The organism is Pseudoalteromonas sp. DY56-GL79, assembly GCF_041414765.1.
In the GTDB taxonomy this organism is placed as follows: Bacteria; Pseudomonadota; Gammaproteobacteria; order Enterobacterales; family Alteromonadaceae; genus Pseudoalteromonas; species Pseudoalteromonas piscicida.
Window position 1 is genome coordinate 99,706 of record NZ_JANHZS010000019.1, and the last position, 23,040, is coordinate 122,745.

The window sequence follows — 23,040 nt, forward strand, 5'->3', positions numbered from 1 at the left end:
GTTAGATAAAGTAATACACGAGGTTAAATGACGCTAAAATAAGTATTACTCCATATGTTGTCGCCATCGCTACTTTTCTGATTGAAAAGTTAGTTTTACCGAGCGCAACATAGTGTGCAATTCGAGAAAACAAAAAAGCAATGCCAAAAGCATGAAGTAGGTATGGGTTGATTTGTTGAGTTTCGAGTAACAACATCATTAACAGTACGAAAGGTGTGTACTCAATAAAGTTGCCGTGGATCCGTATAGCACTTTGCAGTTCATCGATACCGCCATCTCCTAGCGATACTTTGTGTCTGTGTCTGAGTGATATTATGTTAAAACTGAGTTTAATATAGATTAGTGCCAGCAATGCCGCATATAAACCGGTGATCATAAAAAGCCCTCCAATGGAGGGCTTAGTGTATAAGTTTAATTAGTTAACAGCCAGTATTACTCAATTAAGTAAACAGCATAAACTTCCGCGTTTAATGTAATTGCACCTGTGTTATACGCATTTTTGTATGCGCCTTGATCTGCTTCCATCGCCATTGCCGCAGAGCGCACGTAAGGCTGAACTGGCGTTTGCATTGGTTGGAATGAAACTGAGTACAGTTTTGCCAATTCAACATCAAACTCGCCGGCTAGCTCTTTAGCTGCTTTCTTTGCATCTTTGATGGCGGCTTTTTTGAGGCTTTGCAAATACTTGCCTTCATTTTCAACACCAAATTCCGTGTTATTGAACTGATTGATGCCGCTGTCTACAAACTCTTGAAGTAACTCTGGGTATTTTTTGATGTCCTTAAGTTTTACAGTCAGGCTGCGACTTACGCGAAAACCATCAAACTCTTCTTCATTTGATTCACGATTGTAGCGTGTCTGTCTGTAGACATTTAGCTGATCTGCGTGAATATCGTCTTCTTTAATATCGAAGCGTTTAGCGATTTCGATGGCCTTAGCCATAATCTTATCGACGTTTTCTTTAGCTGTGGGCAGCGACTTTTGCTTTTCGGTAATGGCAACGCGGATGGTTGCAATATCGGGTTGTACTTGAATAAATGACGTGCCTTTAACATATAAATGCGGCGAGTCAGGCAATGCGCCTGCAAAGCTAAATCCAGATAAACATAATGCCAGTAAGCCAGTTAAAATTCGCATCTTTTGCTCCTAAAATGTGATACCTGCATATTCAAGCATATTTCAATTAACAACTACTGAATTGGATTTCAGGGTAACAAACTTTAACAAAATGAGCGGTTGTCACTTTGAGAAATCATATGTAACGCTCTCAAACTTAGACTTACGAGTGATTAATAAATAAAATCGCCGCCAATGTGAGTTGGCGGCGATTTCTGTTTTAGCTAAGTAAAAGTAATTAGACGCTACAGCGTTTGTAGTTTCTATACTTAGGGAGCCAATAGTTTTTCTCTATCGCTGCCCAAATTGCGTCGTCTTCCATTTCAAGTGCAACGCCCTCTTCCATTGCTTTTTTAGCAACTGCAAAAGCAATACGTTTACTCAACGGTTCAATTTCAGTTAGTGCTGGTAGTAGACTACCTTTGCCGGTGTTAGCACGTGGTGATGATTCTGCAAGCATTTCGCTAGATACCATCAACATGCTATCTGTAATACGGTTCGCTTTAGCGGCAAGTACACCAAGACCGATCCCAGGGAAGATATAACTGTTATTACATTGCGGTATGATGATTGTTTGCTCACCATGTACAACCGGTTCAAATGGGCTTCCCGTAGCAACAATTGCTTGACCATCAGTCCACTCAATCACATCTTTTGGATGCGCTTCAACCTGGCGTGATGGATTACTCAATGGGAAAATAATTGGCTGCTCGCATCCTGCATGCATCGCACGGATCACTTGCTCAGTGAATAGACCCGCTTGACCTGATACACCAATTAAAATGTCTGGTTTTGCACAGTGCATTACATCTAATAAAGATGCAAATTCACCACTGTATGTCCAATCCGCGAGGTTTGCTTGTTGTTGAACTAGCGCTTCTTGGAAATCTCTTAGCCCTTCCATGCCTTCTGTCAGAAGGCCAAAACGGTCCACCATAAACACTTGGCTTCTCGCTTGCTCATCGGTTATCCCTTCTGAAATCATTTGGCTAATAATTTGCTCTGCAATACCACAGCCAGCTGAACCTGCGCCTACAAACACCACTTTTTGTTCAGAGAGCTTTGCCCCTTTAACACGGCAAGCGGCTAACAGCGAACCCGCAGTTACCGCAGCGGTACCTTGGATATCATCGTTAAAGCTACAGATTTCATCGCGGTAACGTTTCAATAGTGGCATTGCGTTAGGTTGTGCGAAATCTTCAAACTGTAACAGCACATTAGGCCAACGGCGTTTAACCGCTTTAATGAATAGATCTAGGAATTCGTCATATTCAGCTTGGCCGATACGTGGGTGTCTTGCGCCCATGTACATTGGGTCATTGAGTAGCTTCTCGTTGTTTGTCCCTACGTCAAGCATTACAGGCAGCGTGTAAGCTGGGCTGATCCCACCACATACGGTGTAAAGTGCCAGCTTACCAATAGGAATACCCATACCACCAATACCCTGGTCGCCAAGGCCTAAAATACGTTCACCATCTGTAACCACGATAACTTTTACTTTGCCTTTAGTGGCATTTCGTAAAATATCGTCGATTTGATAACGGTCTTCATAAGAAATAAACAAACCACGAGAGCTGCGATAGATATCAGAAAACTTCTCACATGCATCACCTACAGTTGGGGTGTAGATGATTGGCATCATTTCTTCTAAATGATCGCGTACTAAGCGGTAATACAGCGTTTCGTTGTTGTCCTGAATGGCACGCAGGTAAATGTGCTTGTTTAGGTTGTCGCTAAAGCTTGAATATTGCTGATAACAACGCTCGACTTGCTCTTCAATTGTTTCATAACGAGGAGGTAGTAGTCCTGCTAAGTTGAAATTTTCACGCTCGCGTTGAGAGAATGCACTCCCTTTGTTAAGCAGTGGTGTTTCTAATAGTGTAGGACCTGAATAGGGAATGTAGAGATAATTTGGATCGGTTTGTTTAGTCATATTTACAAGCTTGACACTAATTTTTTAGTCTAAGGGTTCATTATTGTCGAAAAGGATTAAATTACAATGAATTTAGTGCTCATCAGACCATTATTAACGCGCTCCAGAGCACGTTAAACGCATTTTTCTGGAACGCAAAATTATAGCCTAAAAGCACTTAAGAAACCACGGCTTATTCGCTGCTTTCACCGAGTGCAACACCTTCTCTTCTTGGATCTGCGCCACCGATTAAATGTGTTCCACGAACCTCAATGGCATGTAGTCCTGAGTTTAAGTCGCGGATCTGTACTTCATGGCCTTTTTTCTCAAAGTAAGGTGCTTGTTTTGTCAGCTCAGTGCCTTTTTCAAGCGTTGTGTACTTATTGCGATTGGTGATTTTTGGTAAATCAATCGCAGCCTGCACAGATAATCCCCAGTCCAGTGCACCAACTAAGGTTTGAGCAACATAGTTGATAATACGGCTGCCACCCGGTGAGCCGACTATCAATTTAAGCGACCCGTCTTTATTAAATACCATTACGGGTGCCATAGAGCTTCTTGGGCGTTTGTTTGCTTCTACCCGGTTAGCGACCCATTTATCCCCTACTTTTGGGGAAAGCGCAAAGTCGGTTAATTGGTTATTGAGTAAATATCCGTTGACCATCACCGTTGAGCCAAATGCCATTTCAATCGAGCTTGTCATAGAAATAGCATTACCCTCTGCATCTACAATCGACACATGGCTGGTCGAAGGTAACTCATAACTATCATCCATAGCATAAGCGAGTGCGCCCGAAGTTGGGTCGCCTACTGGAAAGTCGTGATTATCCATTTCACCGATAAGTTTGCTACGGCCTAATAGATATTGCTCGTTAAGCAATGCTTTTGCTGGCACTTCAACAAAATCAGGATCGGCAACGTAAAAATCTCTATCGGCAAACGCTAGGCGAGATGCTTGAGTAAAGAGGTGCAAGGCTTCTGGATCATTTGTCTTAAACTTACCTAGGTCGTACGGCTCCAGCAGCTTCATCATTTGCAAAACGGCAATACCACCACTGCTAGGTGGTGCCATAGAGCAAACTTTATATACACGATATTCCGTACAGATAGCGTCTCGGGTTTTGCTTTTATAATGTTCTAAGTCGCTCAGCGCCAATTTGCCAGGTGCGATTTCAGACTTTTGCACAGCTTCCACTAATTGGGTGGCATTTTGCCCTTCATAAAAGGCTTGGATCCCTTGCGTTGCTACTTTGTAATATAGGTTTGCCAAAGGCAGATTCTTTTTAAGGGTCCCTGGTTGTAGTGCTTTACCATTCGGATAGAAATATTCTTTTGCAGGACTGAGCTTTGTCAAACCTGGGTTGAGTTTTTTCTCAAGCAGCATATTTAAACGTGGAGAGACGATAAACCCATCTCGAGCTAATTCAATCGCCGGCTTGAATAATTCCTGCCATGGCAGTTTACCGTATTTATCATGTGCTGATTTAAACGCGTGCAGAATACCAGGCACACCAACAGAGCGACCTCCCACCACAGCCTCAATCCATCTAACCGCATTACCCGTATCATCTAAAAACAGATCAGGGCCGGCAAGTTTTGGTGCAGTTTCTCTTCCATCAAAACTAATTAATTCATTGCTTTTCTTGTCGTAGTGCAGGATAAACGCCCCGCCACCCACGCCCGAAGATTGCGGCTCAACCAAAGTAAGCACAAGTTGAGTCGCTATCATGGCATCAACCGCACTTCCCCCTTTTGAGAGCATTAATTGACCTGCTTTACTCGCATAGGGGTTGGCAGCAACGACCATGTACTTTTCTGCGGTGCGTGCTTCTTTAGATTGGAAGCCGGTTGCGGCTTCCGGCTCTCTAATTTCGATTTTTTGTTGCTCAGCTAAGGTGTTGGTTGAAAAGCTGAATGCGGCAATCACGGTTAGTGATGCAAGTGTATGTTTCATAATACCCACTTTGCTTACGTCTTATATTTGGCATCATAAAAGCAATTAGGCACAATATGCAAAAATAATAACGTGAAATCGTATGTTTGAACTTCCAACGAACAAAGAATATCTCATTGGCCCTGTGTCTTTGGCGATATTGTCAACAATACTGATGTTGTTCGGGCTTGGCCCGCACTTAGATTTTGACAGAAATGCGATTGCTGAAGGTGAATTATGGCGTATTTTGAGCGGCCAGTTTACCCATAGCAATTGGTATCACTTGATGCTAAACCTGCTTGGTATCTTATTTATTTGGCTATTACATGCCGAGTATACAACACTAAGAAAATATTGGCTGAATGTGCTTTTCCTTGGCCTCTTTACTGGACTCATGATTTTACTATTTTCGCCAAACATTGTTGTATATACAGGCTTGAGTGGCTTATTACATGGGCTTATCGTATGGGGAGCACTTGAAGATATTAAGCGCAAGCTAACAACTGGATATCTGTTGTTTATTGGTGTGTGGGCAAAGGTATGTTGGGAGCAATATGCGGGTGCAAGCGCAGATGTAGCCAAACTGATAGACTCGAGAGTCGCCATTGAAGCACATCTATTTGGTGCGGTTGGTGGTGTGGTTTTAGCTGTTATCTATTTATTTTTTAAAACAAAAAAGCCAGCTTAAGCTGGCTTTTTATCCACTCATTTGATTACAAGTTTTCTTTGAACAACTTGTATATACGACGGTATTCATCTAACCAACTTGATGGCTGTCTAAAGCCATGGGGTTCAACTGGATAAATCGCCGTTTCAAAGTCTTCCTTTTCTAGCTCAATCAGGCGTTGCACCAAACGTACAACGTCTTGGAAAAACACGTTATCATCAACCATAGGTGCATTGATCAGAAGCTTGTTTTTCAAACCTTCAGCATGATAGATAGGCGAACTGCGTTTGTATGCAATTGGGTCTACATCTGGGCGATTAAGGATATTTGAGGTGTACGGGTCGTTGTAATAGGCCCAATCAGTGACTGGACGTAACGCCGCGCCTGCTTGGAATAGATCAGGCTGAGTAAATAGCGCCATAAATGTCATAAAGCCGCCGTATGAACCACCGTAAGTACCTACGGCACCACGGTCAACATTAGCATTGTTTACCATCCACTCGACACCGTCTGCCAAATCTTCGATTTCTGGTTTACCCATATGACGATAGATTGCCGTTCTCCAGTCTCTCCCGTAACCTTTAGAGCCACGATAGTCCATATCCATGACGACATAGCCTTCGCTTGCAAGAAGTGAATGGAACATAAACTCTCTAAAGTAGTTAGACCAGCCCATATGGGAGTTCTGCAAATAGCCCGCACCATGATTAAAGATCACAGCCTTACGGTTTTTACCGGTTTCGCCTTCTTGATAATCTGCTGGGTAATATACTTTTGCGTAGACAGGCTCATCTTGATGGCTTGAAGGAACCGCGACAACCTTAGGTGCAATTAGCTTCTTATTTAAAAACGCATCTGAGACTGTATTAGTGAGTCGTGACACCGCGGCTTTTGGCGCTGTATCCGCCACATAAAGTTCTGGAGGCATCATGATTTTTGAGTGAGTTAACAACAGCTTTTGCTCATCTGGGCTTAGCTGGTAATCAGTCAGGCCATCTAAATCAGTTAACTGCTCATCTTCACCGCTTGCTAAATTGACGCGATAAATTTCGTATAAACCGGGGTGATCTTTATTTGCTTTGTAATAAACAAATTGATTATCGTGGGTTAAGGTTGGCTCAGAAACCACAAACTTCCCTGCAGTCATTGCTTTTGCTTTACCGTTAAGCGGCTTAACATAAAGCTGACTATATCCAGTTTGCTCTGAAAGATAGTACAAAGTGTCTTGGTTGTTTAACCAGCCAAAATCATTGTAGGTGTAGTTGATCCATGCATCATCGTGTAGGCGGTGCTGAGAAACGAATTGTTGTTTATCAAAATCAACCGTCGCTAACCATCTGTCTTTATTATCCCAAGCACCAAGCATCACTGCGACTTGAGAACCGTCACTATTCCATTGGATAGCGGATTGACTCCAGCCCCATGTGTCGATCAAGTTGATATCACGTGGTACTTTTTCACTCTTATATGATCCACCTTTGGCCTTAGCATTTTCGCGTTTCACCTCGGCTAGTACATCTTCATCAAAGCCAGGCAAAGTATCATAGCTCAGCGTGACTTGTTCTGACTTTGCTAAATCAATGAAAATAACATCAGAACTCATTGGTTTAGTGTCTGCAACACGGCGGCGAGCTTTTACCGGATCAATGTCACCGTTTTGACTCACATAGTTAGGCATGATGTCAGAGTCTGAACGACTTGGTTTATCATCTGTGATCACGGCGATTAACTTGTCACCTGTCGGTGCTAAGCTAACTGAGATAAGCGTTTTTCCTTTACCTAGATAAAACTGATTATCTTGGATGCTTGCGTTATTCGCTTCTAACTCTTGATTTCTTGCTTCTCGATCTTTGCTGTTTTTGTGCGTGAGCGCGACGAATTGAATCAGTTTGTGTTGTTGCTCAGCGATATATCCATTTGGCTCTTTCACCCCTTCAGGCTTATCCGCTAAATGTAACTTTACCAGTTCTTTGGTTAAGCCAGTGGCTAAATCGAACGCAAACAGCGCATTGCCTGAACGGTAAGCTAATCGGTTATCACTTAAGAATTGCGGTGCATACTCATAGTTCGAAGAATGAGTAACTTGTGTCATAGCGCCAGACTTCAGGTTTTTAACGAATATGTTGCCTTTAAATTCATAAGATTGTAGCGTCCGCTCTTTATTATAAATCGCGTTTGCAGCACCAACGGCATGCAAATCTGACAGCGAAACCGCTTCGCTTGTTTGTGCGCTACTGACTTTAAATAGATCTCTTAACTCTGAACCTGCTTGCTTACGCTTATAGAAAACGGTTTTGCTATCAGCTCCCCAGTATGCGCTTTCTGGTTGTCTTCCCAACCAATCAGGATGCGCCATTGCTTGTTTTAAGGTGATCTGCTCACCACCAAAATCAACGGGAGTAGCAACGACTTGTGGAACTGGCGAGTTGGATTCAACTTGTTGTGGTTTTGGGCTTACTTCTGTGGTTTGACAACCGGAAAGGAATAAACCTGAAGCGACTGCCATCGAGATAAGAGAGAGTTTCAACATGTGACTTTCTTATAATAGTTAAATTTGCTTAATTTAAGCAGAAAGCCAGCGGAATATCGACAGATTTAAGATTAAAAGCACGATGGGTGGGCAAAAAAAGGCCAGCATAGGGATGCTGGCCAAATACTCTCTGCGCTCACATAGTCGTTGATGGACAACGAGTATGAAATGAGGCCTATCCGCGCCTCACAATAGTAGACCGCACTATCAGAAAAGAGTTCCAAAAATAACGTTAAAAAAATTAAATTTTTTATATCTACCCTGAGCTCTGTTATAAAGAATGAGTTAACTCAATAGTTATCATAAGCTTAGGTTTTTAGTTAACAATGGACCTTTTTTGCTAAAAACAGTAGTACTAATTCAAAATTAATTGCTGAGCGGTTTCCATAACCCCAGGGTAGTCTGCCTCAGGCAAGATGTCAGCAAGCTCTGCCAGTGCTTCACCTAACTTATGCAGTGAGTCAGCTGACACGTTGATATGCCCCATTTTTCTGCCCGGTTTCGCATCTTTGCCATACCAGTGACTGGTTGTCCCTGAGACAGCAAGAACTTGTGATGGAATGTGACTTTGCCCTAACACATTAATCATCGCGGTTGGGCGAAGCAGCCTTGTATCACCAATCGGTAAACCGGCAACGGCACGAATATGGTTTTCAAACTGGCTTACATGGGCACCTTGTTGAGACCAATGTCCTGAGTTATGTACCCTAGGTGCTATTTCATTAACTAATAATTGACCTTCAACATCGAAAAACTCAATAGCAAGTACACCAACATAATCGAGTGCATTCGCAAGTTTCGCAAATGCGTCTTCCGCTTGCGCTTGAATATTGGCTTTCTCTTTCCCGGCAATTGATAGGGTCAGTACACCATTGGTATGCTGGTTTTCAGTCAACGGATAAATTTTACATTCACCATTTTTAGCGCGCACACCAATAATCGACACTTCACGGTCAAACGGTATCATTTTTTCAGCAACGATAGAGTGAGGCTGTGCTTCAGTGCCTGCTTGCAAAAACTCGGACATTTCGTCCCAAGTACTATCTATTTCAGACTCTGATTTTACTCGCCATTGCCCTTTACCATCATAGCCTGCCTGACAGGTTTTAACGACCAACGGCATGCCTAATTCATCAATCGCTGTGAGAAAATGCGCTTTATCAGTAATGATTTTGAAAGGAGCACAAGGAACAGATGTTTTATCTAGTAGCGCTTTTTCTTTCGCGCGGTCACCACCAGTGGCTATTGCTTCTGCGCCAGGGTAGAACTTACCACTTTGTTCGCAAACCGCCAAAACATCATGTGGAATATGTTCAAATTCGGCAGTGATCGCATCAGCATTGTCAATAGCTTGCTGTAATGACTCTGGTGTTGTTGCAAAGGTAACGGGGTTTATTACCGTTTGGCTGCCAACATCATAAGCCAACACTTTTATATCAAGATGAGTTGACGATAAGCTCATCATACGGGCTAACTGTCCCGCCCCTAAAACAAGAATATTCATGTTATTTCGCAGGATCTGGATTAGCTAGTACAGTTTCTGTCTGTTCTTTTCTGAACGCTTCTACTTTTGCAAAAATTTCTGGCTGCTGACAACCTAAAATTTGAGCTGCTAGCAAACCTGCGTTTGCAGCACCAGCGTCGCCAATCGCTAACGTACCTACCGCAACACCTTTAGGCATTTGGCAAATTGATAGCAATGAGTCCACGCCATTTAGCGTTTTTGATTTTACTGGAACGCCAAGTACAGGCAGACTTGTAAATGCTGCCGCCATACCTGGTAGGTGTGCAGCACCGCCAGCACCGGCAATGATAACTTTGATCCCACGTTCTGCTGCTGTCGAAGCATAATCCGCTAAAAGCTGTGGAGTACGGTGAGCTGAAACCACTTTAGTTTCATAATCAATACCAAATTTATCTAACATTTCAGCTGCATGTTGCATTGTAGGCCAATCTGATTTTGAGCCCATAATGATGCCAACGGTCATAATAATTCCTCGACTAATTTTGAACGATACAGGGCTAAGGTCCTTCACACCTTAGCTGCGGGCATTATACCTGAGTTCGTCTTTAATGCGAAGAATCAACTTATTGCAATTATCACGCGATGGCGTCCTGAGTTATTTAGACACCACCAATTCTTCAATACTTAATGCTTTCGCACGCTTAAAGTGAGAGAAAAACGTTTTAGGACCCATAATTAAGCATAACACCGCCAGACCACCTGGGATCAGCACCATTTTTAAAGCTGGACCAAGAATATAGCTGTAAAAAAAGATAAAAGGGATGAATAGAATGTATCCGATGAATAAGCTCAAATATTGCATAACAACTCCTATTGAAATTTAATGAGCACGCTCAATTATAATAGTGAGCGCGCTCATTATTTGCAAACTTTATCTCTTAAATAATCTGGAATTGTGCTACACTCTCTTAGCAAATAAAAAGGTAACCATATGAAAAAAAGAGAAATTACGTACAATAAAATTCTCAGTGCTAGTTGGCAACTTTTTCAAGACAATGGTTTTGAAAACACCACTACTCGGCAAATTGCCCAAGCAGCAAACGTGGCAACGGGAACGGTTTTCGCTCACTTCCCTACTAAGCTCGACATGCTCAAAGTCGCAATGCATAACCAAATAGATGAACTAATTAATGAAGCGAAAACATCAGATGAGCAGCATAGTGCCAGCTTAAAGTTACGCCACTATGCAAAGTATTTATTTGCTTTTTATCTTAGCAATAGAAATTTCAGTAAAGAGCTGCTTTGTGGGATTATTTGGCATAGCGAATTCTTTACGGGACAACTCAATTTGTTCAAACACTTGTTATTCAGTGAGCAGGAATACAATGAGTTGAAAGCAACCGTTATGATGGATTGCTACTTTATGACCTTATTAGAAGGGTTAAGCAATGAGCATAGCTCTGTTGATCAGATGCTGCATTCCCTATCTCAGAAGCTGAAACTTATTAGCTAATAATTTGTATGATGTGTTCTTCATTGAATATTCATACGAATTTACTTGTGCTTTTGAACTTCTGCCCATATAAAGCATCTAGGACTAGTGTAATAAGCAAGTGCTTGGGAAAAGTTACTTAGTTCCTTATTTTTGTCTAACGAGGTCAAAATGAAACGCGTCATCTTATTCCTTATCACTAACTTAGCAGTGATGCTTGTGTTAGGAATTGTGTTATCTATCTTAATGTCTGTATTTGGTATTTCTAGTCGAAGCTATACAGGCATTATGGTTATTGCTGCCGTATTTGGATTCGGTGGTTCTTTTATCTCTCTTTACATGTCTAAGTGGATTGCAAAAAAATCTACAGGTGCCCATGTTATTGAGCAACCACGAAACGAAACTGAACATTGGTTAGTTTCTACTGTCGCAGAGCAAGCTAAAAAAGCAGGAATTGCGATGCCAGAAGTTGCGATCTACGACAGCCCTGAAATGAATGCGTTCGCAACCGGGCCGAGTAAAAATAACAGCTTAGTTGCTGTGAGTACTGGCCTACTCCACAACATGAGTCAGGATCAAGCAGAGGCAGTTCTTGCACACGAAGTGTCACACGTTGCAAATGGCGACATGGTTACACTTACCTTGATCCAAGGTGTTGTAAATACCTTTGTTATATTCTTCGCTAAAGTATTGGCGGGTATTGTTGACAACTTCTTGAATAGCGATGAAGAAGAGTCAGGTGGAAGCTGGACATATTTTATCTTTGATATGATATTCCAGATCCTCTTTGGTATTTTGGCTTCTGTTGTTGTCGCTTACTTTAGCCGTAAACGAGAATTCGCAGCTGATAAAGGTGCAGCGGATTTAGTCGGTGCGCAAAAAATGCGTTCAGCATTAGAGCGTTTGAAGCACAACCATGAATCGCAATTAGAAGGCTCAATGATGGCTTTTGGTATTGCTTCAGGTAAGTCTGTTGCAGACTTCTTTGCTTCTCACCCGCCACTTGATGAAAGAATTAAAGCACTTTCGTAACTCTTTTCACATTCAGACTAGGGCAACTGTTAAGTTGCCCTTTTTTATAACTCAATCTTATACAGATTGTTTCCAGCTGCGCAAAACCCCAAACGCTTGAGTAGGTTTAATGAGCGAAGATTATCAGCAGATACATGCGCCAGAATCACATTGAGCTTAAATTCAATCTGGCTTTTGTTTGCAAATAGACAACGTAAAGCTTCAAACATCACGCCTTTACCCCAATAATCAGGCAGTAATTCATAGCCAATATGTAGGCCCTCAATATCACCGTCTTCGTGATAGAAACCAATACATCCAATCACCGCTTTAGTGTTTTTACACACAAGACAAAAGCGTCCACCTTTGCCTTCATATTGACGCTCAATATCCATTTGGATCATGCATTTAAGGTCTACTTCAGTGAGGTTGTCACCGTAATCGTTATACACTTTTACCTGCGGTAAATTAAGTAGCGCCAATAACTGCGGATTATCTTTGTGCCTTATAGGCCTGATGACTAGCCTTGGTGTTTCAAATTCCATAAAATGCCCAGGTCTAAGTATCTGGTGCAATGGTAGCACTTATTGCAGCAAATACACCTTTCAATATTATGATCGCTTGCATTGCTTTATAATTTAGCATTTTTGGAGAATGAATATGAGTCAAGAGTTCACCGTTATCCCCCCAACGACAAAGGTTTACTGCCCACAAAGAGGTGAAGGCTGGACGTTAACGGGCATTACAGGGATCGATGAAAATGCATCAGTGATGTTTTCTGGCGTACGCTATACCATCTCAGCAAAAGAAATCGTTGAGTCATTATTACCAAACTTTAAAAATAGGCAAGAATCAAGCAATTAGTACTTTTTAACTATTTCTCTGTTGTAAAAGTGTAAATTATGATCAATTATAGCGCTAGATTGCAAAGTCAATAATGGAAGCGCCCGCCTTAAAGGATTAAGTCATCGCATTGAGTTGGACTTAATTGCGAAGACATTGCTTTGTGTTGTTTTAAGTTACAGGACGTAAACTTTTTAGGGTTCCTGCTATGTTAAAAGCATCACTCACAACACTTGGTTTACTCTCAACATTACTTTCCACATACACCTATGCAGATAGTTGCCCCGGTCAGGTTTTTGGTATTAACGCTGGCCGCGGCGATATTGGTATTTTGTTTGGCCTAGATGAAGGTGCAGGACAAGCCAGCGCCAACAGCCTAGCTGCTTTTAGTTCAGCAGCACTCGCCTATGATACAAGCAGTGCGCGTTGGTACTATGCATCCGCACCAAGGCCAATCGACTATAAAGTTGATACCAGTCATCTAAACTTACCAGCTAACGCAGATATTCCCATTGAAGGTAACAAACATCGCTATATTCAACTTGCATATTTTGATGGAACCTCTCATACCATAGTCGGTAGAACCGCTTATTTGGTGGGATTGGCATATGACAGCACAAACGATAGACTCATTGGAACGAGTTACGATTCTATTTACAGCATAGATAAAAACACAGGCGACGCGACTAAACTCTCGGATCTCCCCTCATTGGCGGGAAAATACCGCGGCGATCTTGAGTTTTATAATGGTCGCTTAATCCTAGTCACTAGTGCAGCCGTTTACCAAGTTAATACCAATGACTTTTCTGTGACTAAATTATCTGATCACGACTTAACTGCCGTTACAGGGGCAAGTCTTAATAGTAACGGAGAGCTTATTATCAGTCGCGTTATCATTAATGACGCTGGACACACCAACAAAAGCGCTATTTATAAATTAAACCCTGATACAGGAAACACCTGTTATATCAATACATTACCAATACGAGTAAATGACCTCGCATATAACCCAAATGGTAGCAGTACATGCTATACCGTTTCTGGTTGCGGCGGCACACCAACCCCTCCTTCGCCACCGTCTTTTACGTTAACGAGTATTGAAAACACGGTTTATGAAGGGAGTACCCTTAGCTATCAAATTACCTTAAGTAAGGCCTTCGAGCAGGACGTCAGCTTTTCGGTGGCGGTCAATGATGTGACAACGCAATCAGATGACTACGTAGCACCACCTACCTCATTGGTAATACCAGCGGGCAGCACAACTGCTACCATTCAAATAGCAACAATAGACGATACTGAGTACACTGGCGATCGGGAACTCTCTTTGAGCGTAACAGGCGTGAGCAATACCTCAGGCAATGAAACCCTATCGGGAAACATACTCGACAATGAAACCGCATGTGTGCCTGACAACTACACGCGGATTAATTACGCGTTCGTCAGAGAAGACTCATTATTCAATAATGACTGGGGTATCAAAGTAAATGGCCAGTATATTAAATTGCTTGATGAATATGGAAGTGCCGGCAGCTATGACATCCTTCAAGGACAATCCTTTACCTATGTGCTCGCTATCGATGGTAACAGCAATACACTATCAACCAAGTACCAAGTCTCAGGTACCAACCAACGTTGGGAAGATCAAAACGATAATGATTACAATGACTTTGAGGTCAGTGTGACAACACAAACCATTCAAAAAGGTTGTAATTAACAGACTTAAAGCGGCTTACTACTTTTAGAAGCCGCTTTATTTAACCTGAACTCGGGATAAGAAGTTAGTTAATCCACTAAAATCACTAAGTTCAAAAGCGTAATATCACTCTAGCCAGAAGTTATTTCTTAATACAAGGCAAATTTGCGCGTCAATAGCTGGACTATTGCAAGCAAATTTAACGCAGTAGTAAGGGGTAACAGCAGCTAGAGAACAAGTTGTTATCCCAAGTTCCGGTTATTTAGTATTAACTGGTGCCTGATTTAAGCTCAAACAACTCCAATAATGCTGAGCGAAGCTGTAGCTTAGGTGTGCCCTCACTGTAAGGCGCTGTTGCAAGCAGCGGACAGTCTAGGCGAAGCTTTAAACTTTCAAGGTTTTCTTCAAATACAGACATCTCAGGGTCAATCTGATTTGCTATCCACCCCACCAAATTCAGTCCTTTTTGCTTGATAGATTCTGCCGTTAAAAACGCATGATTCAAACAGCCTAGCTTCATGCCAACCACTAAAATAACGGGAAGTTGTGCTCTGGAGACCCAATCATACAGATATTCATTGTCGTTAATGGGCAGTGCCCAGCCACCTGCACCTTCACATAATATATACTCAGCGCCCAGTTGCTGAATCTCACTATAGCGCTCATGTAGCTTATCGACTGTAATGTCAACATTTACCTGTTTGGCTGCAATATGCGGGGCAATTGGCGGTGCAAAACAAAATGGGTTAACTTGCTCGTAAGTACCGTGCACCGTCGCAGCTTCCATCAAACTGATAGCATCGACGTTCACTAGTTCACCAAATGCCTCTTCAGCATCTGCCGCAATCGGCTTAAAGCCAAAAGCCTTTTTGCCGTGCTTAGATAACAGTTTCAGTAATAGAGTAGAAATATAAGTTTTACCTACTTCAGTGTCGGTCCCAGTTACAAAATATGCTTGATTCATTTCCTTAACTCCAAAAATCCGACTTGATAACTTACATCAAAACCAGTTTCACTCTCAGGGTAACTGCTCAGCAGCTGAGCGTAGGCTGATTTTCCTAACAAACCTTGTCGACGAGAAGCGGTTTTTACATCGTTGGCACCGATATTTTTTACCGAGCGTAACGCCTTTAATGGCGTGTCATAACTATCAATCAATAACGCTTCATCCGCCCACGTTACAGCAAATCCGGCCTGTAGCGCAAAAGATTTAAGTGCAGACAGCGAATAAAATGAATTGATATGGCCACACTGATCGATGGCTCGCCATGCGCTATCGATTTCGTTTAACGAGCCGTCTAGCACTGAGCTTAGCAACACTCGTCCTTCTTTTTTTAGTACTTCATACAATTGCGCAAACAACGCTTGCGGGGAATTAGACCACTGAATTGCAAAATTACTAAAGATCAAATCGATACAATTTGACTGAATAGCGAGTTTATCCATATCACAGCAAACACTATTTGTCGTATTTTCAGCGCTTGCCAACATCGCTAAGCTAAGATCCGCTCCAACATAATGATTCGTGAAGGCGTTTAATCTATGAAAGTTTTCATGTGGCCCGCATCCTAAATCGAGCAACCGAGGAAACATACGCACCGCACCAAGCTCGCTATTTTGCTGTGTTAAACGTGAAAAGAGTATATCTGCGGCCTGTTTTTGCACGTTAGCGTGTTGAGAGTATGATTGCGCGGCTTTTGAAAAACACTTTGCTGTTTGCGTCTTCTGTGCTTTGCTCATGCTCCCTCCACTAAGGCCGAGACTAATGTTTCTATATCCTCTTGACTGTGCTGGGTCGTTATTGTTATTCGCAATCGTGCGGTATTTTGCGGCACAGTTGGTGGCCTAATAGCTCCAACCCAAAGCCCCTTTTCCTTTAGCTTGTGTTGCGCCGTTAATACGTTTTCGCTGCTACCATACACCAGAGGCTGTATGGCCGTATCACTTGGAATGGGAGATAAGTTGGTTTGTGCAACTAACGATTTAAAATAGTCGATGTTTGCTTGTAATTTGTGTCTCGCTTCAGATGCAGCAAGCAACTTATTCAATTGGCATAATGCAACGCTTGCCATAATAGGCGACAACGCCGTTGTATAGATAAACTCACGATTAAATTGCGTCATGTAATTTATCACATCATGACTTGCTAATACTGCAGCTCCTTGACAGCCCATCGCTTTGCCAAAGGTGATCACCAAAATTTCAGGTTTAATACCGCTTTCAATTGTGCCAAGGCCTTGTGCTCCAACAACACCAAACGCATGAGCGTCGTCGACCATCAACCACGCAGAATGAGACTGAGCCAGCACACTGATTTCAGGTACTGGTGCTTTGTCTCCATCCATAGAAAACACCCCTTCAGTCACGATGAGTTTACTGTCGGCTTTGGTTTTTTCTAATCGAGACCTTAAGTGCGTCAAATCATTGTGATTAAAGCGAACAAACTTAGCGCTGCCCGCTAAACCACCGTCCAACAGGCTGGCGTGGTTGAGCTTATCTTGGAACACCGCAGCGCTTAATTGCTTTTCTTGGTGCGTGAACAATGCCTTTAACACACTGGTATTAGCAGCAAAACCGCTTGGAAATAACAGTGCTGCATCATAACCCAAAACGCTGCAAAGCTTATCTTCTAGCTGACGATGAATATCAAGATAACCCGTAACAAGCGCCGAACTTCGGCTTCCGGCTTCAGTACATGCAAGCGTGTTAAACTCCAACGTGTCTGCAAGTCCCAGGTAGTCGTTGCTGGCAAAGTTAATATATTGCTGATCAGCAATTTTTATTCTACTTGCAGAGGCCTTTTCAACCACAATGCGCTTTCTTAGCAACCCTTCAGCGTGACGGGCTGCTAAGGCAGATTGAATATACTCAAACGACATTGATTAGTTGGCTTCGTAAAATAGCTCTGATGTCGCTTTGTCTGCAATTGCAGAGCTTAACGATGCCTCATAGGCCTCATCCGAATAATCTTCACGTTTTTCAGGGTTCATCCCAAGTTTTCTGATGAGATTCATATCGGCGTCTGCTTCCGGGTTTTCCGTGGTTAATAGCTTATCACCATAGAAAATTGAGTTAGCGCCAGCGAAGAAACACATAGACTGCATCTGTTCATTCATTGCCGTTCTACCTGCAGATAAACGCACGTAACTGTGTGGCATCATGATACGCGCAACCGCGATAGTACGGATAAATTCAAAGTGATCGAGGTCATCAACATTTTCAAGTGGCGTGCCCTTAACCTTAACAAGCATGTTAATCGGTACACTTTCTGGTTGTTTTGGCAGGTTTGCTAATTGGATCAGCAAGCCATAACGATCAGATGCCTGCTCTCCCATTCCCACAATACCACCAGAACACACTTTCATTCCTGCATCCCTTACGTGATCAAGGGTATCGAGTCTGTCTTGATAAGTTCTTGTCGTGATAATTTGCTCGTAGTATTCAGGCGAGGTGTCCAAATTATGGTTGTAATAATCAAGGCCAGCTTCTCTTAGCGTGTGCGCTTTTTGATTATCCAGCTTACCCAAAGTCATACAGGTTTCTAGGCCTAGCTCTTTAACTTCTTTCACCATTTTGGCGATGTAAGGCATATCTCTGTCTTTTGGATCAGACCAAGCGGCACCCATACAAAAACGCGTCGCGCCCTTTTCTTTCGCCAACTTAGCTTGAGTTACAACCTTTTCCACTTCCATCAAACGCTCACGTTCAAGATCCGTTTTGTAATGACCTGACTGTGGGCAGTATTTGCAATCTTCAGGACAGGCACCCGTTTTGATAGACAGCAAAGTGGAGATTTGAACTTCATTGGGATTGAAGTTTTTGCGGTGAATACTTGCTGCATAAAAAAGTAAGTCGTTAAAAGGCATGGTGAACAGTGTTTTTACTTCTTCATGTGTCCAATCGTGTCTTAGCGCGCCTAATTCCATATTTTCATTCTCTTTTTATTCTTGCCTAAATTTACAACACGAGTATTTTCTAGTGATTAAATTTAGCGCAGTCAAACTGACGGTGATTGGCTTAGTCTACTTCTTAGCTTAGTATTGTCAACGTTACATGCGCCCACAAGGTTTACAAATGAGCAATAAACAAACAATCGATATTGAATTTGATCGCAAGCATATATGGCACCCCTATACATCAATGATTGACCCTCTGCCCGTCTATCCAGCCGCAAGAACATTCGAGAACAAAATTGAGCTTGAAACTGGCGAAACTCTCATTGACGGTATGGCATCCTGGTGGAGTGCTGTGCATGGTTATGGTCATCCAGAAATAATCGCTGCGATAAAAAATCAAGCGGACACGATGAGCCATGTCATGTTCGGAGGGCTAACTCATCAGCCTGCCGTGGAGTTATGCAAACTACTTGTGGAGCTAACCCCAGCCCCACTTAATCGAGTATTCCTAGCCGACGGCGGCTCAGTTAGTGTTGAAGTTGCAATCAAAATGGCGATCCAATATTGGTTGAGTAAAGGCAAAAAGAATAAAACCCAAATAATGACAGCCAAAAAAGGCTATCACGGAGATACATTCGCGGCGATGAGCGTTTGCGACCCTGTGAATTCGATGCATGCCATGTACCAAGGCTTTTTACCCGAGCAGGTGTTTGTCGATGCCCCTAGAAGTGAGTTTTACGGCAGCCAAAGTCAAGATGAACTTAGTGCGTTAGAAACCGCATTTGCTGCTCATCATGAAAAGGTCGCGGCATTTATCATTGAACCAATAGTGCAAAATGCGGGCGGCATGAACTTCTACCACCCAGAATATCTAAAGGCGCTTCGAGCGTTATGTGATAAGTATGAGGTGTTACTAATTTTAGATGAAATTGCGACTGGGTTTGGCCGTACAGGTAAAATGTTTGCCTGTGAACATGCAGATATCGCGCCGGACATTATGTGTGTTGGCAAAGCGCTTACTGGCGGAAACATGACGCTCGCGGCCACTTTGACAACAGAAGAAGTGGCTTTGGGTATTAGCCAAGGCGAAGCGAAAGTGCTGATGCACGGACCAACTTTTATGGGAAATCCACTGGCGTGTGCCGCCGCTGTAGCTAGTCTCACAATCTTAAAGCGCCAAGAAACAATGGCCAATATTGAACGAGTCACGAGCGCGCTTAACGCACTCAAGCGCTGTCTTAATCTAAGTGCAGTCACAGATGTCAGAGTCCTTGGTGCGATTGGCGTGGTGGAAGTAGAAAGGGTTGTTGATGTAGCAAAAATCCAAAAATTCTTCATTCAACAAGGTGTATGGATAAGACCTTTTGGCAAGCTAATTTATATTATGCCGCCGTATATCACCTCAAATGAAGACATTGAATCACTTATTGACGCGATTTACGCTGCCATTGAAGGCGAACACTTCTAAAACACATTAAATTTGGAATTAGGTCTGTTTTTTGACCTAATTCCGACAATGTAACCTAAAACGATGGCGCATAATCAACAAAATTGCGTTATTTCGAACTTTCCTCGCTTTGTACCTGAAATGATATCAATGGCATGTTACCATGGTCGTTTTTATTATTAGCAAGTGAGAGAAGAGACATATTATCTATGCAGCAAACCGTCAAATTGCAGCCAGCTGAAGCTTATCAGCCCCCTCGTTTTACTGTTTACCAACACCGCCAAATCGATAAGATAGAGCAGCTGGATAAACTGCCTGAACATCTTCGCTTTCAAATGAAAGTCGTCGCCAATGTATTCCCTTTTCGCGTAAATAACTTTGTGATTGAAGAGCTCATCGATTGGGATAAAGTGCCCAATGACCCCGTTTTTCAATTAACTTTCCCACAACGTGGCATGCTAGATGACGAGTCGTACGAGCAAATGGCCGATTTATTAAGTCGCGAACATACTCCAGAAGAAGTCTTTAACCTTGCCACCAAAATTCGTCAAAAGTTAAACCCGCACCCTGCGGGTCAAATGGAAAAAAATGTTCCTGAGTATGAAGGTGAACGCGTAGACGGGATCCAACATAAATATAAAGAAACCGTGTTGTTTTTCCCGTCTCAAGGACAATACTGCCACTCTTACTGCACTTTCTGCTTCCGCTGGGCGCAGTTTGTTGGCAAAGCTACCCGATTTAACAATAACGACGCCGAGCTGCTCCACAATTACCTAGCCGAACACACTGAAGTGACCGATCTATTGATGACTGGTGGCGATCCCATGGTAATGCGCACCGTTAAATTGCGTAAATACCTTGAGGCGCTAAAAGAACCAAGGTTTGACCATATTCGCACCATCAGGATCGGCACTAAATCTCTCACTTTTTGGCCGTTTAGATACGTCACCGATCCGGACGCACAAGAGTTGTTAACCTTACTAAAAGAGTTGGTTGATGCCGGAAAGCATGTATCAATCATGGCGCACGTTAACCACAAACAAGAACTGCGTACTGAAGTCACACGTGAAGCGATTAAACTTATCCGCAAAACAGGTGCACAGATCAGAACACAAGCACCACTTTTAAATAATATAAACGTAGACGCTGATATGTGGGCTGACATGTGGAAAGAGCAAACACAGCTTGGCATGATCCCCTACTACATGTTTATCGAGCGTGATACCGGCGCTAAGCGTTACTTTGAAATCCCGTTACACAAAACGTGGGAAACATTCCGTGAAGCTTATAAGCAAGTCTCTGGTGTGAGCCGTACAGTTAGAGGCCCTTCAATGAGTGCGGGTCCTGGTAAAGTTGAAGTGTCTGGCGTAACCGAAGTCGCGGGCGAAAAAGTATTTGTGCTGCGCTTTATTCAAGCACGAAATCCAGACTGGGTGCAGCGTCCGTTCTTTGCCAAGTTCGACGAAAATGCCCACTGGCTGGATGACTTAAAGCCTGCATTTGGGGAAGAAAAATTCTTCTGGCAGGACGAGTACGACGCCATGTAAATGTATAAATATCAAAAAGTCAGCAAATTGCTGGCTTTTATTTTATTTGGCGCATTTAATCTGTATCTATCAGGTTTGATTGCTAGAGCTTAATCACTCTTAAATCGTTTGTTATATTTTTACCCATCATCTGCCGGAAGCTTAAACATGGAGACGATTTCACAAGCATCTTTAAATCCTTGAACAAAAAAGACATTTGATGCCTGATTTTTCAATGAGTGACCATAGTAGCCCTTAAAAAAATCATACATCCATTTATTTTCGCCGATAGAGTTGAACTTACCATTTGATACATGATTAAAGAGTTTATTGCTCTTTACCTTGAACATCGCAGCAGGCAAGAAATACTCAAATAGCTCCACCCTCTTACTTTCTGGTAAAGCTGCGGAACAAAAGCTGATATAGCTAAATGCTCGCTCGATTTCCCAGCTGTTCATAGCTAAACGATTAGTATGACACAACTCAACAAACATTTCTTTTAGTCGAGAAGACTTATTTTCGTCGAATTCTAATGCAATCTCAAATTCAGACATAAAACTATCAAACAAAACCTCATAAGACCGAGAGGTACTATCAATTGAAGGTAATTTAGCTTCAATATGAATAAACTTCTCTAAGTACTTCAGTGAATCCTCAGGATCGACACCGTAAACACTAGATATTATTTTTGATAACTGCGCTTTGTTATAGGAGACGACAAAAATAACATTTTTGGCAGGAAAAAGATGTTTTACCTTTTCCAAGACTTCCACTGCGAAATTAGGTCTACAACGGTCTAGTTCATCGATGAAAAACACTACTTTTTCGTTGTTTTCAGAGACACTTTCTAAAGCTGAAACATATGATTCAATGTTGGATTTTGCGTTTTGGTAAGCTTTAAATTTTTCGTTTAAATCTAGTTCCAAAGTTCCGAACGTCGCTGACTGAAAAGCTTTGTTTGTTAGCTTTTCTAGGTCTGAATTCTGAATAACACCTGCTGTTAATGCTTTAAGACCAAGGTTCGTTCCTAATTTTACAAGCTCTACGGCTGTATTTTTAGTCACTGATTTTAAATGTTCAATTTGCTTATGTACTTTGGGGCTTTTTCCTTTAGCCTCAAACTTTTTCTCCACTTCAAAAGCAATAGTCGCCCCAATTGATAAGAAAGTATCGCTAGAAAAATCATTTGCGAAAGCATCGTAGTAGATAGGAATCAAATTGCTCGTACTTTCTAGATCACGAATGAGCTGATGGATAAATGATGTTTTACCCTCACCCCAGCTGGCATCTATAGCTAATACAAAACCTTCGCTTGTATTAAGGAAAATATTTGTCAGGTTTTGTGCAAACTCTCCTCGCTCAAAGAGATATTGGCTTTCATCATTTATTCTTTGAGATTGATGCTCAATCGCTAGTTTCATCACTTCCCCGATCTTGGTTAAAAATATAACGCCTTGTTAAGGTAGCAAATCGATGAGGTAGCAAATTACAAATCGCTGATACAAATCA

21 protein-coding genes are annotated in these 23,040 nt (G+C 42.3%); 7 read left to right on the plus strand and 14 right to left on the minus strand.

The features are described from left to right. Nucleotide 1 precedes the first annotated feature (1 nt). The 4 genes from NO992_RS14965 to ggt all read right to left on the minus strand — a co-directional run bounded on the left by NO992_RS14965 (nt 2) and on the right by ggt (nt 4,982). On the minus strand, nt 2-376 hold the full coding sequence (locus NO992_RS14965) for an MAPEG family protein (RefSeq protein WP_371378468.1): 375 nt from the start codon (nt 374-376) through the stop codon (nt 2-4). 56 nt (nt 377-432) lie between these two features. After that, on the minus strand, nt 433-1,137 hold the full coding sequence (locus NO992_RS14970; RefSeq protein WP_039495865.1) for an SIMPL domain-containing protein: 705 nt from the start codon (nt 1,135-1,137) through the stop codon (nt 433-435). Between the two features lie 217 nt (nt 1,138-1,354). Continuing rightward, nucleotides 1,355-3,049, minus strand: a complete 1,695-nt coding sequence (locus tag NO992_RS14975) for an NAD-dependent malic enzyme (RefSeq protein WP_039495863.1) — start codon at nt 3,047-3,049, stop codon at nt 1,355-1,357. Between the two features lie 172 nt (nt 3,050-3,221). Beyond that, complete coding sequence (ggt, locus tag NO992_RS14980; RefSeq protein ID WP_371378471.1) at nt 3,222-4,982, minus strand: gamma-glutamyltransferase; 1,761 nt, start codon at nt 4,980-4,982, stop codon at nt 3,222-3,224. 82 nt (nt 4,983-5,064) lie between these two features. Here ggt and rrtA point away from each other — a divergent pair, with 82 nt between their 5' ends. Beyond that, nucleotides 5,065-5,649, plus strand: a complete 585-nt coding sequence (rrtA, locus tag NO992_RS14985; protein ID WP_253106606.1) for a rhombosortase — start codon at nt 5,065-5,067, stop codon at nt 5,647-5,649. A gap of 25 nt (nt 5,650-5,674) precedes the next feature. On the opposite strand, the gene NO992_RS14990 is transcribed toward rrtA, so the two are convergent. From NO992_RS14990 to NO992_RS15005, 4 genes are all read right to left on the minus strand, one after another. Further along, nucleotides 5,675-8,158, minus strand: coding sequence for a prolyl oligopeptidase family serine peptidase (locus NO992_RS14990; protein WP_371378476.1), 2,484 nt, complete (start codon nt 8,156-8,158; stop codon nt 5,675-5,677). A 355-nt stretch (nt 8,159-8,513) separates the two neighbouring features. Beyond that, on the minus strand, nt 8,514-9,662 hold the full coding sequence (locus tag NO992_RS14995) for a 5-(carboxyamino)imidazole ribonucleotide synthase (protein ID WP_371378480.1): 1,149 nt from the start codon (nt 9,660-9,662) through the stop codon (nt 8,514-8,516). A gap of 1 nt (nt 9,663) precedes the next feature. After that, nucleotides 9,664-10,146 carry a 5-(carboxyamino)imidazole ribonucleotide mutase gene (purE, locus tag NO992_RS15000; protein ID WP_010372883.1) on the minus strand — a complete coding sequence of 161 codons (483 nt, stop codon included), beginning with the start codon at nt 10,144-10,146 and terminating at the stop codon, nt 9,664-9,666. Between the two features lie 132 nt (nt 10,147-10,278). Beyond that, nucleotides 10,279-10,485, minus strand: coding sequence for a hypothetical protein (locus NO992_RS15005; protein ID WP_039495859.1), 207 nt, complete (start codon nt 10,483-10,485; stop codon nt 10,279-10,281). Between the two features lie 129 nt (nt 10,486-10,614). Here NO992_RS15005 and NO992_RS15010 point away from each other — a divergent pair, with 129 nt between their 5' ends. Then, nucleotides 10,615-11,136, plus strand: a complete 522-nt coding sequence (locus NO992_RS15010; protein WP_371378483.1) for a TetR/AcrR family transcriptional regulator — start codon at nt 10,615-10,617, stop codon at nt 11,134-11,136. 150 nt (nt 11,137-11,286) lie between these two features. Then, entirely contained in the window at nt 11,287-12,147 is an 861-nt protein-coding gene (gene htpX, locus NO992_RS15015) for a protease HtpX (protein ID WP_371378485.1), read from the plus strand. A gap of 44 nt (nt 12,148-12,191) precedes the next feature. Here htpX and NO992_RS15020 read toward each other — a convergent pair whose 3' ends face one another. Beyond that, the gene (locus NO992_RS15020) at nt 12,192-12,671 is read right to left on the minus strand and encodes a GNAT family N-acetyltransferase (RefSeq protein ID WP_371378488.1); all 480 of its coding nucleotides are present in this window, start codon (nt 12,669-12,671) and stop codon (nt 12,192-12,194) included. A gap of 115 nt (nt 12,672-12,786) precedes the next feature. On the opposite strand from NO992_RS15020, the gene NO992_RS15025 reads away from it, so the two are divergent. Then, a complete protein-coding gene (locus NO992_RS15025; RefSeq protein WP_305776150.1) occupies nt 12,787-12,990 on the plus strand; it encodes a hypothetical protein in 204 nt (67 codons plus the stop codon). Nucleotides 12,991-13,177: 187 nt separating this feature from the next. Then, on the plus strand, nt 13,178-14,683 hold the full coding sequence (locus NO992_RS15030) for a hemolysin (RefSeq protein WP_371378491.1): 1,506 nt from the start codon (nt 13,178-13,180) through the stop codon (nt 14,681-14,683). 247 nt (nt 14,684-14,930) lie between these two features. On the opposite strand, the gene bioD is transcribed toward NO992_RS15030, so the two are convergent. From bioD to bioB, 4 genes are read right to left on the minus strand one after another with little or no spacing between them, the layout of a single operon-like run. Further along, nucleotides 14,931-15,626, minus strand: a complete 696-nt coding sequence (bioD, locus tag NO992_RS15035; protein WP_371378494.1) for a dethiobiotin synthase — start codon at nt 15,624-15,626, stop codon at nt 14,931-14,933. Then, the gene (locus NO992_RS15040) at nt 15,623-16,402 is read right to left on the minus strand and encodes a methyltransferase domain-containing protein (protein ID WP_371378497.1); all 780 of its coding nucleotides are present in this window, start codon (nt 16,400-16,402) and stop codon (nt 15,623-15,625) included. The genes bioD and NO992_RS15040 overlap by 4 nt, the downstream gene beginning before the upstream one ends. Then, nucleotides 16,399-17,541: an aminotransferase class I/II-fold pyridoxal phosphate-dependent enzyme gene (locus NO992_RS15045; RefSeq protein WP_371378500.1), complete on the minus strand. Its 1,143-nt coding sequence runs from the start codon at nt 17,539-17,541 to the stop codon at nt 16,399-16,401. The genes NO992_RS15040 and NO992_RS15045 overlap by 4 nt, the downstream gene beginning before the upstream one ends. Nucleotides 17,542-17,544: 3 nt before the next feature. Further along, complete coding sequence (gene bioB / locus NO992_RS15050; RefSeq protein WP_010379433.1) at nt 17,545-18,588, minus strand: biotin synthase BioB; 1,044 nt, start codon at nt 18,586-18,588, stop codon at nt 17,545-17,547. Nucleotides 18,589-18,736: 148 nt separating this feature from the next. Between bioB and bioA the strand changes: the two genes are divergently transcribed. Together bioA and NO992_RS15060 are read left to right on the plus strand one after the other, a co-directional pair. After that, complete coding sequence (bioA, locus tag NO992_RS15055; RefSeq protein WP_371378503.1) at nt 18,737-20,026, plus strand: adenosylmethionine--8-amino-7-oxononanoate transaminase; 1,290 nt, start codon at nt 18,737-18,739, stop codon at nt 20,024-20,026. Nucleotides 20,027-20,214: 188 nt separating this feature from the next. Further along, complete coding sequence (locus tag NO992_RS15060) at nt 20,215-21,552, plus strand: KamA family radical SAM protein (protein WP_039495850.1); 1,338 nt, start codon at nt 20,215-20,217, stop codon at nt 21,550-21,552. Nucleotides 21,553-21,671: 119 nt separating this feature from the next. Here NO992_RS15060 and NO992_RS15065 read toward each other — a convergent pair whose 3' ends face one another. Continuing rightward, nucleotides 21,672-22,952, minus strand: coding sequence for a P-loop NTPase fold protein (locus NO992_RS15065; protein WP_371378507.1), 1,281 nt, complete (start codon nt 22,950-22,952; stop codon nt 21,672-21,674). Nucleotides 22,953-23,040: the final 88 nt, after the last annotated feature.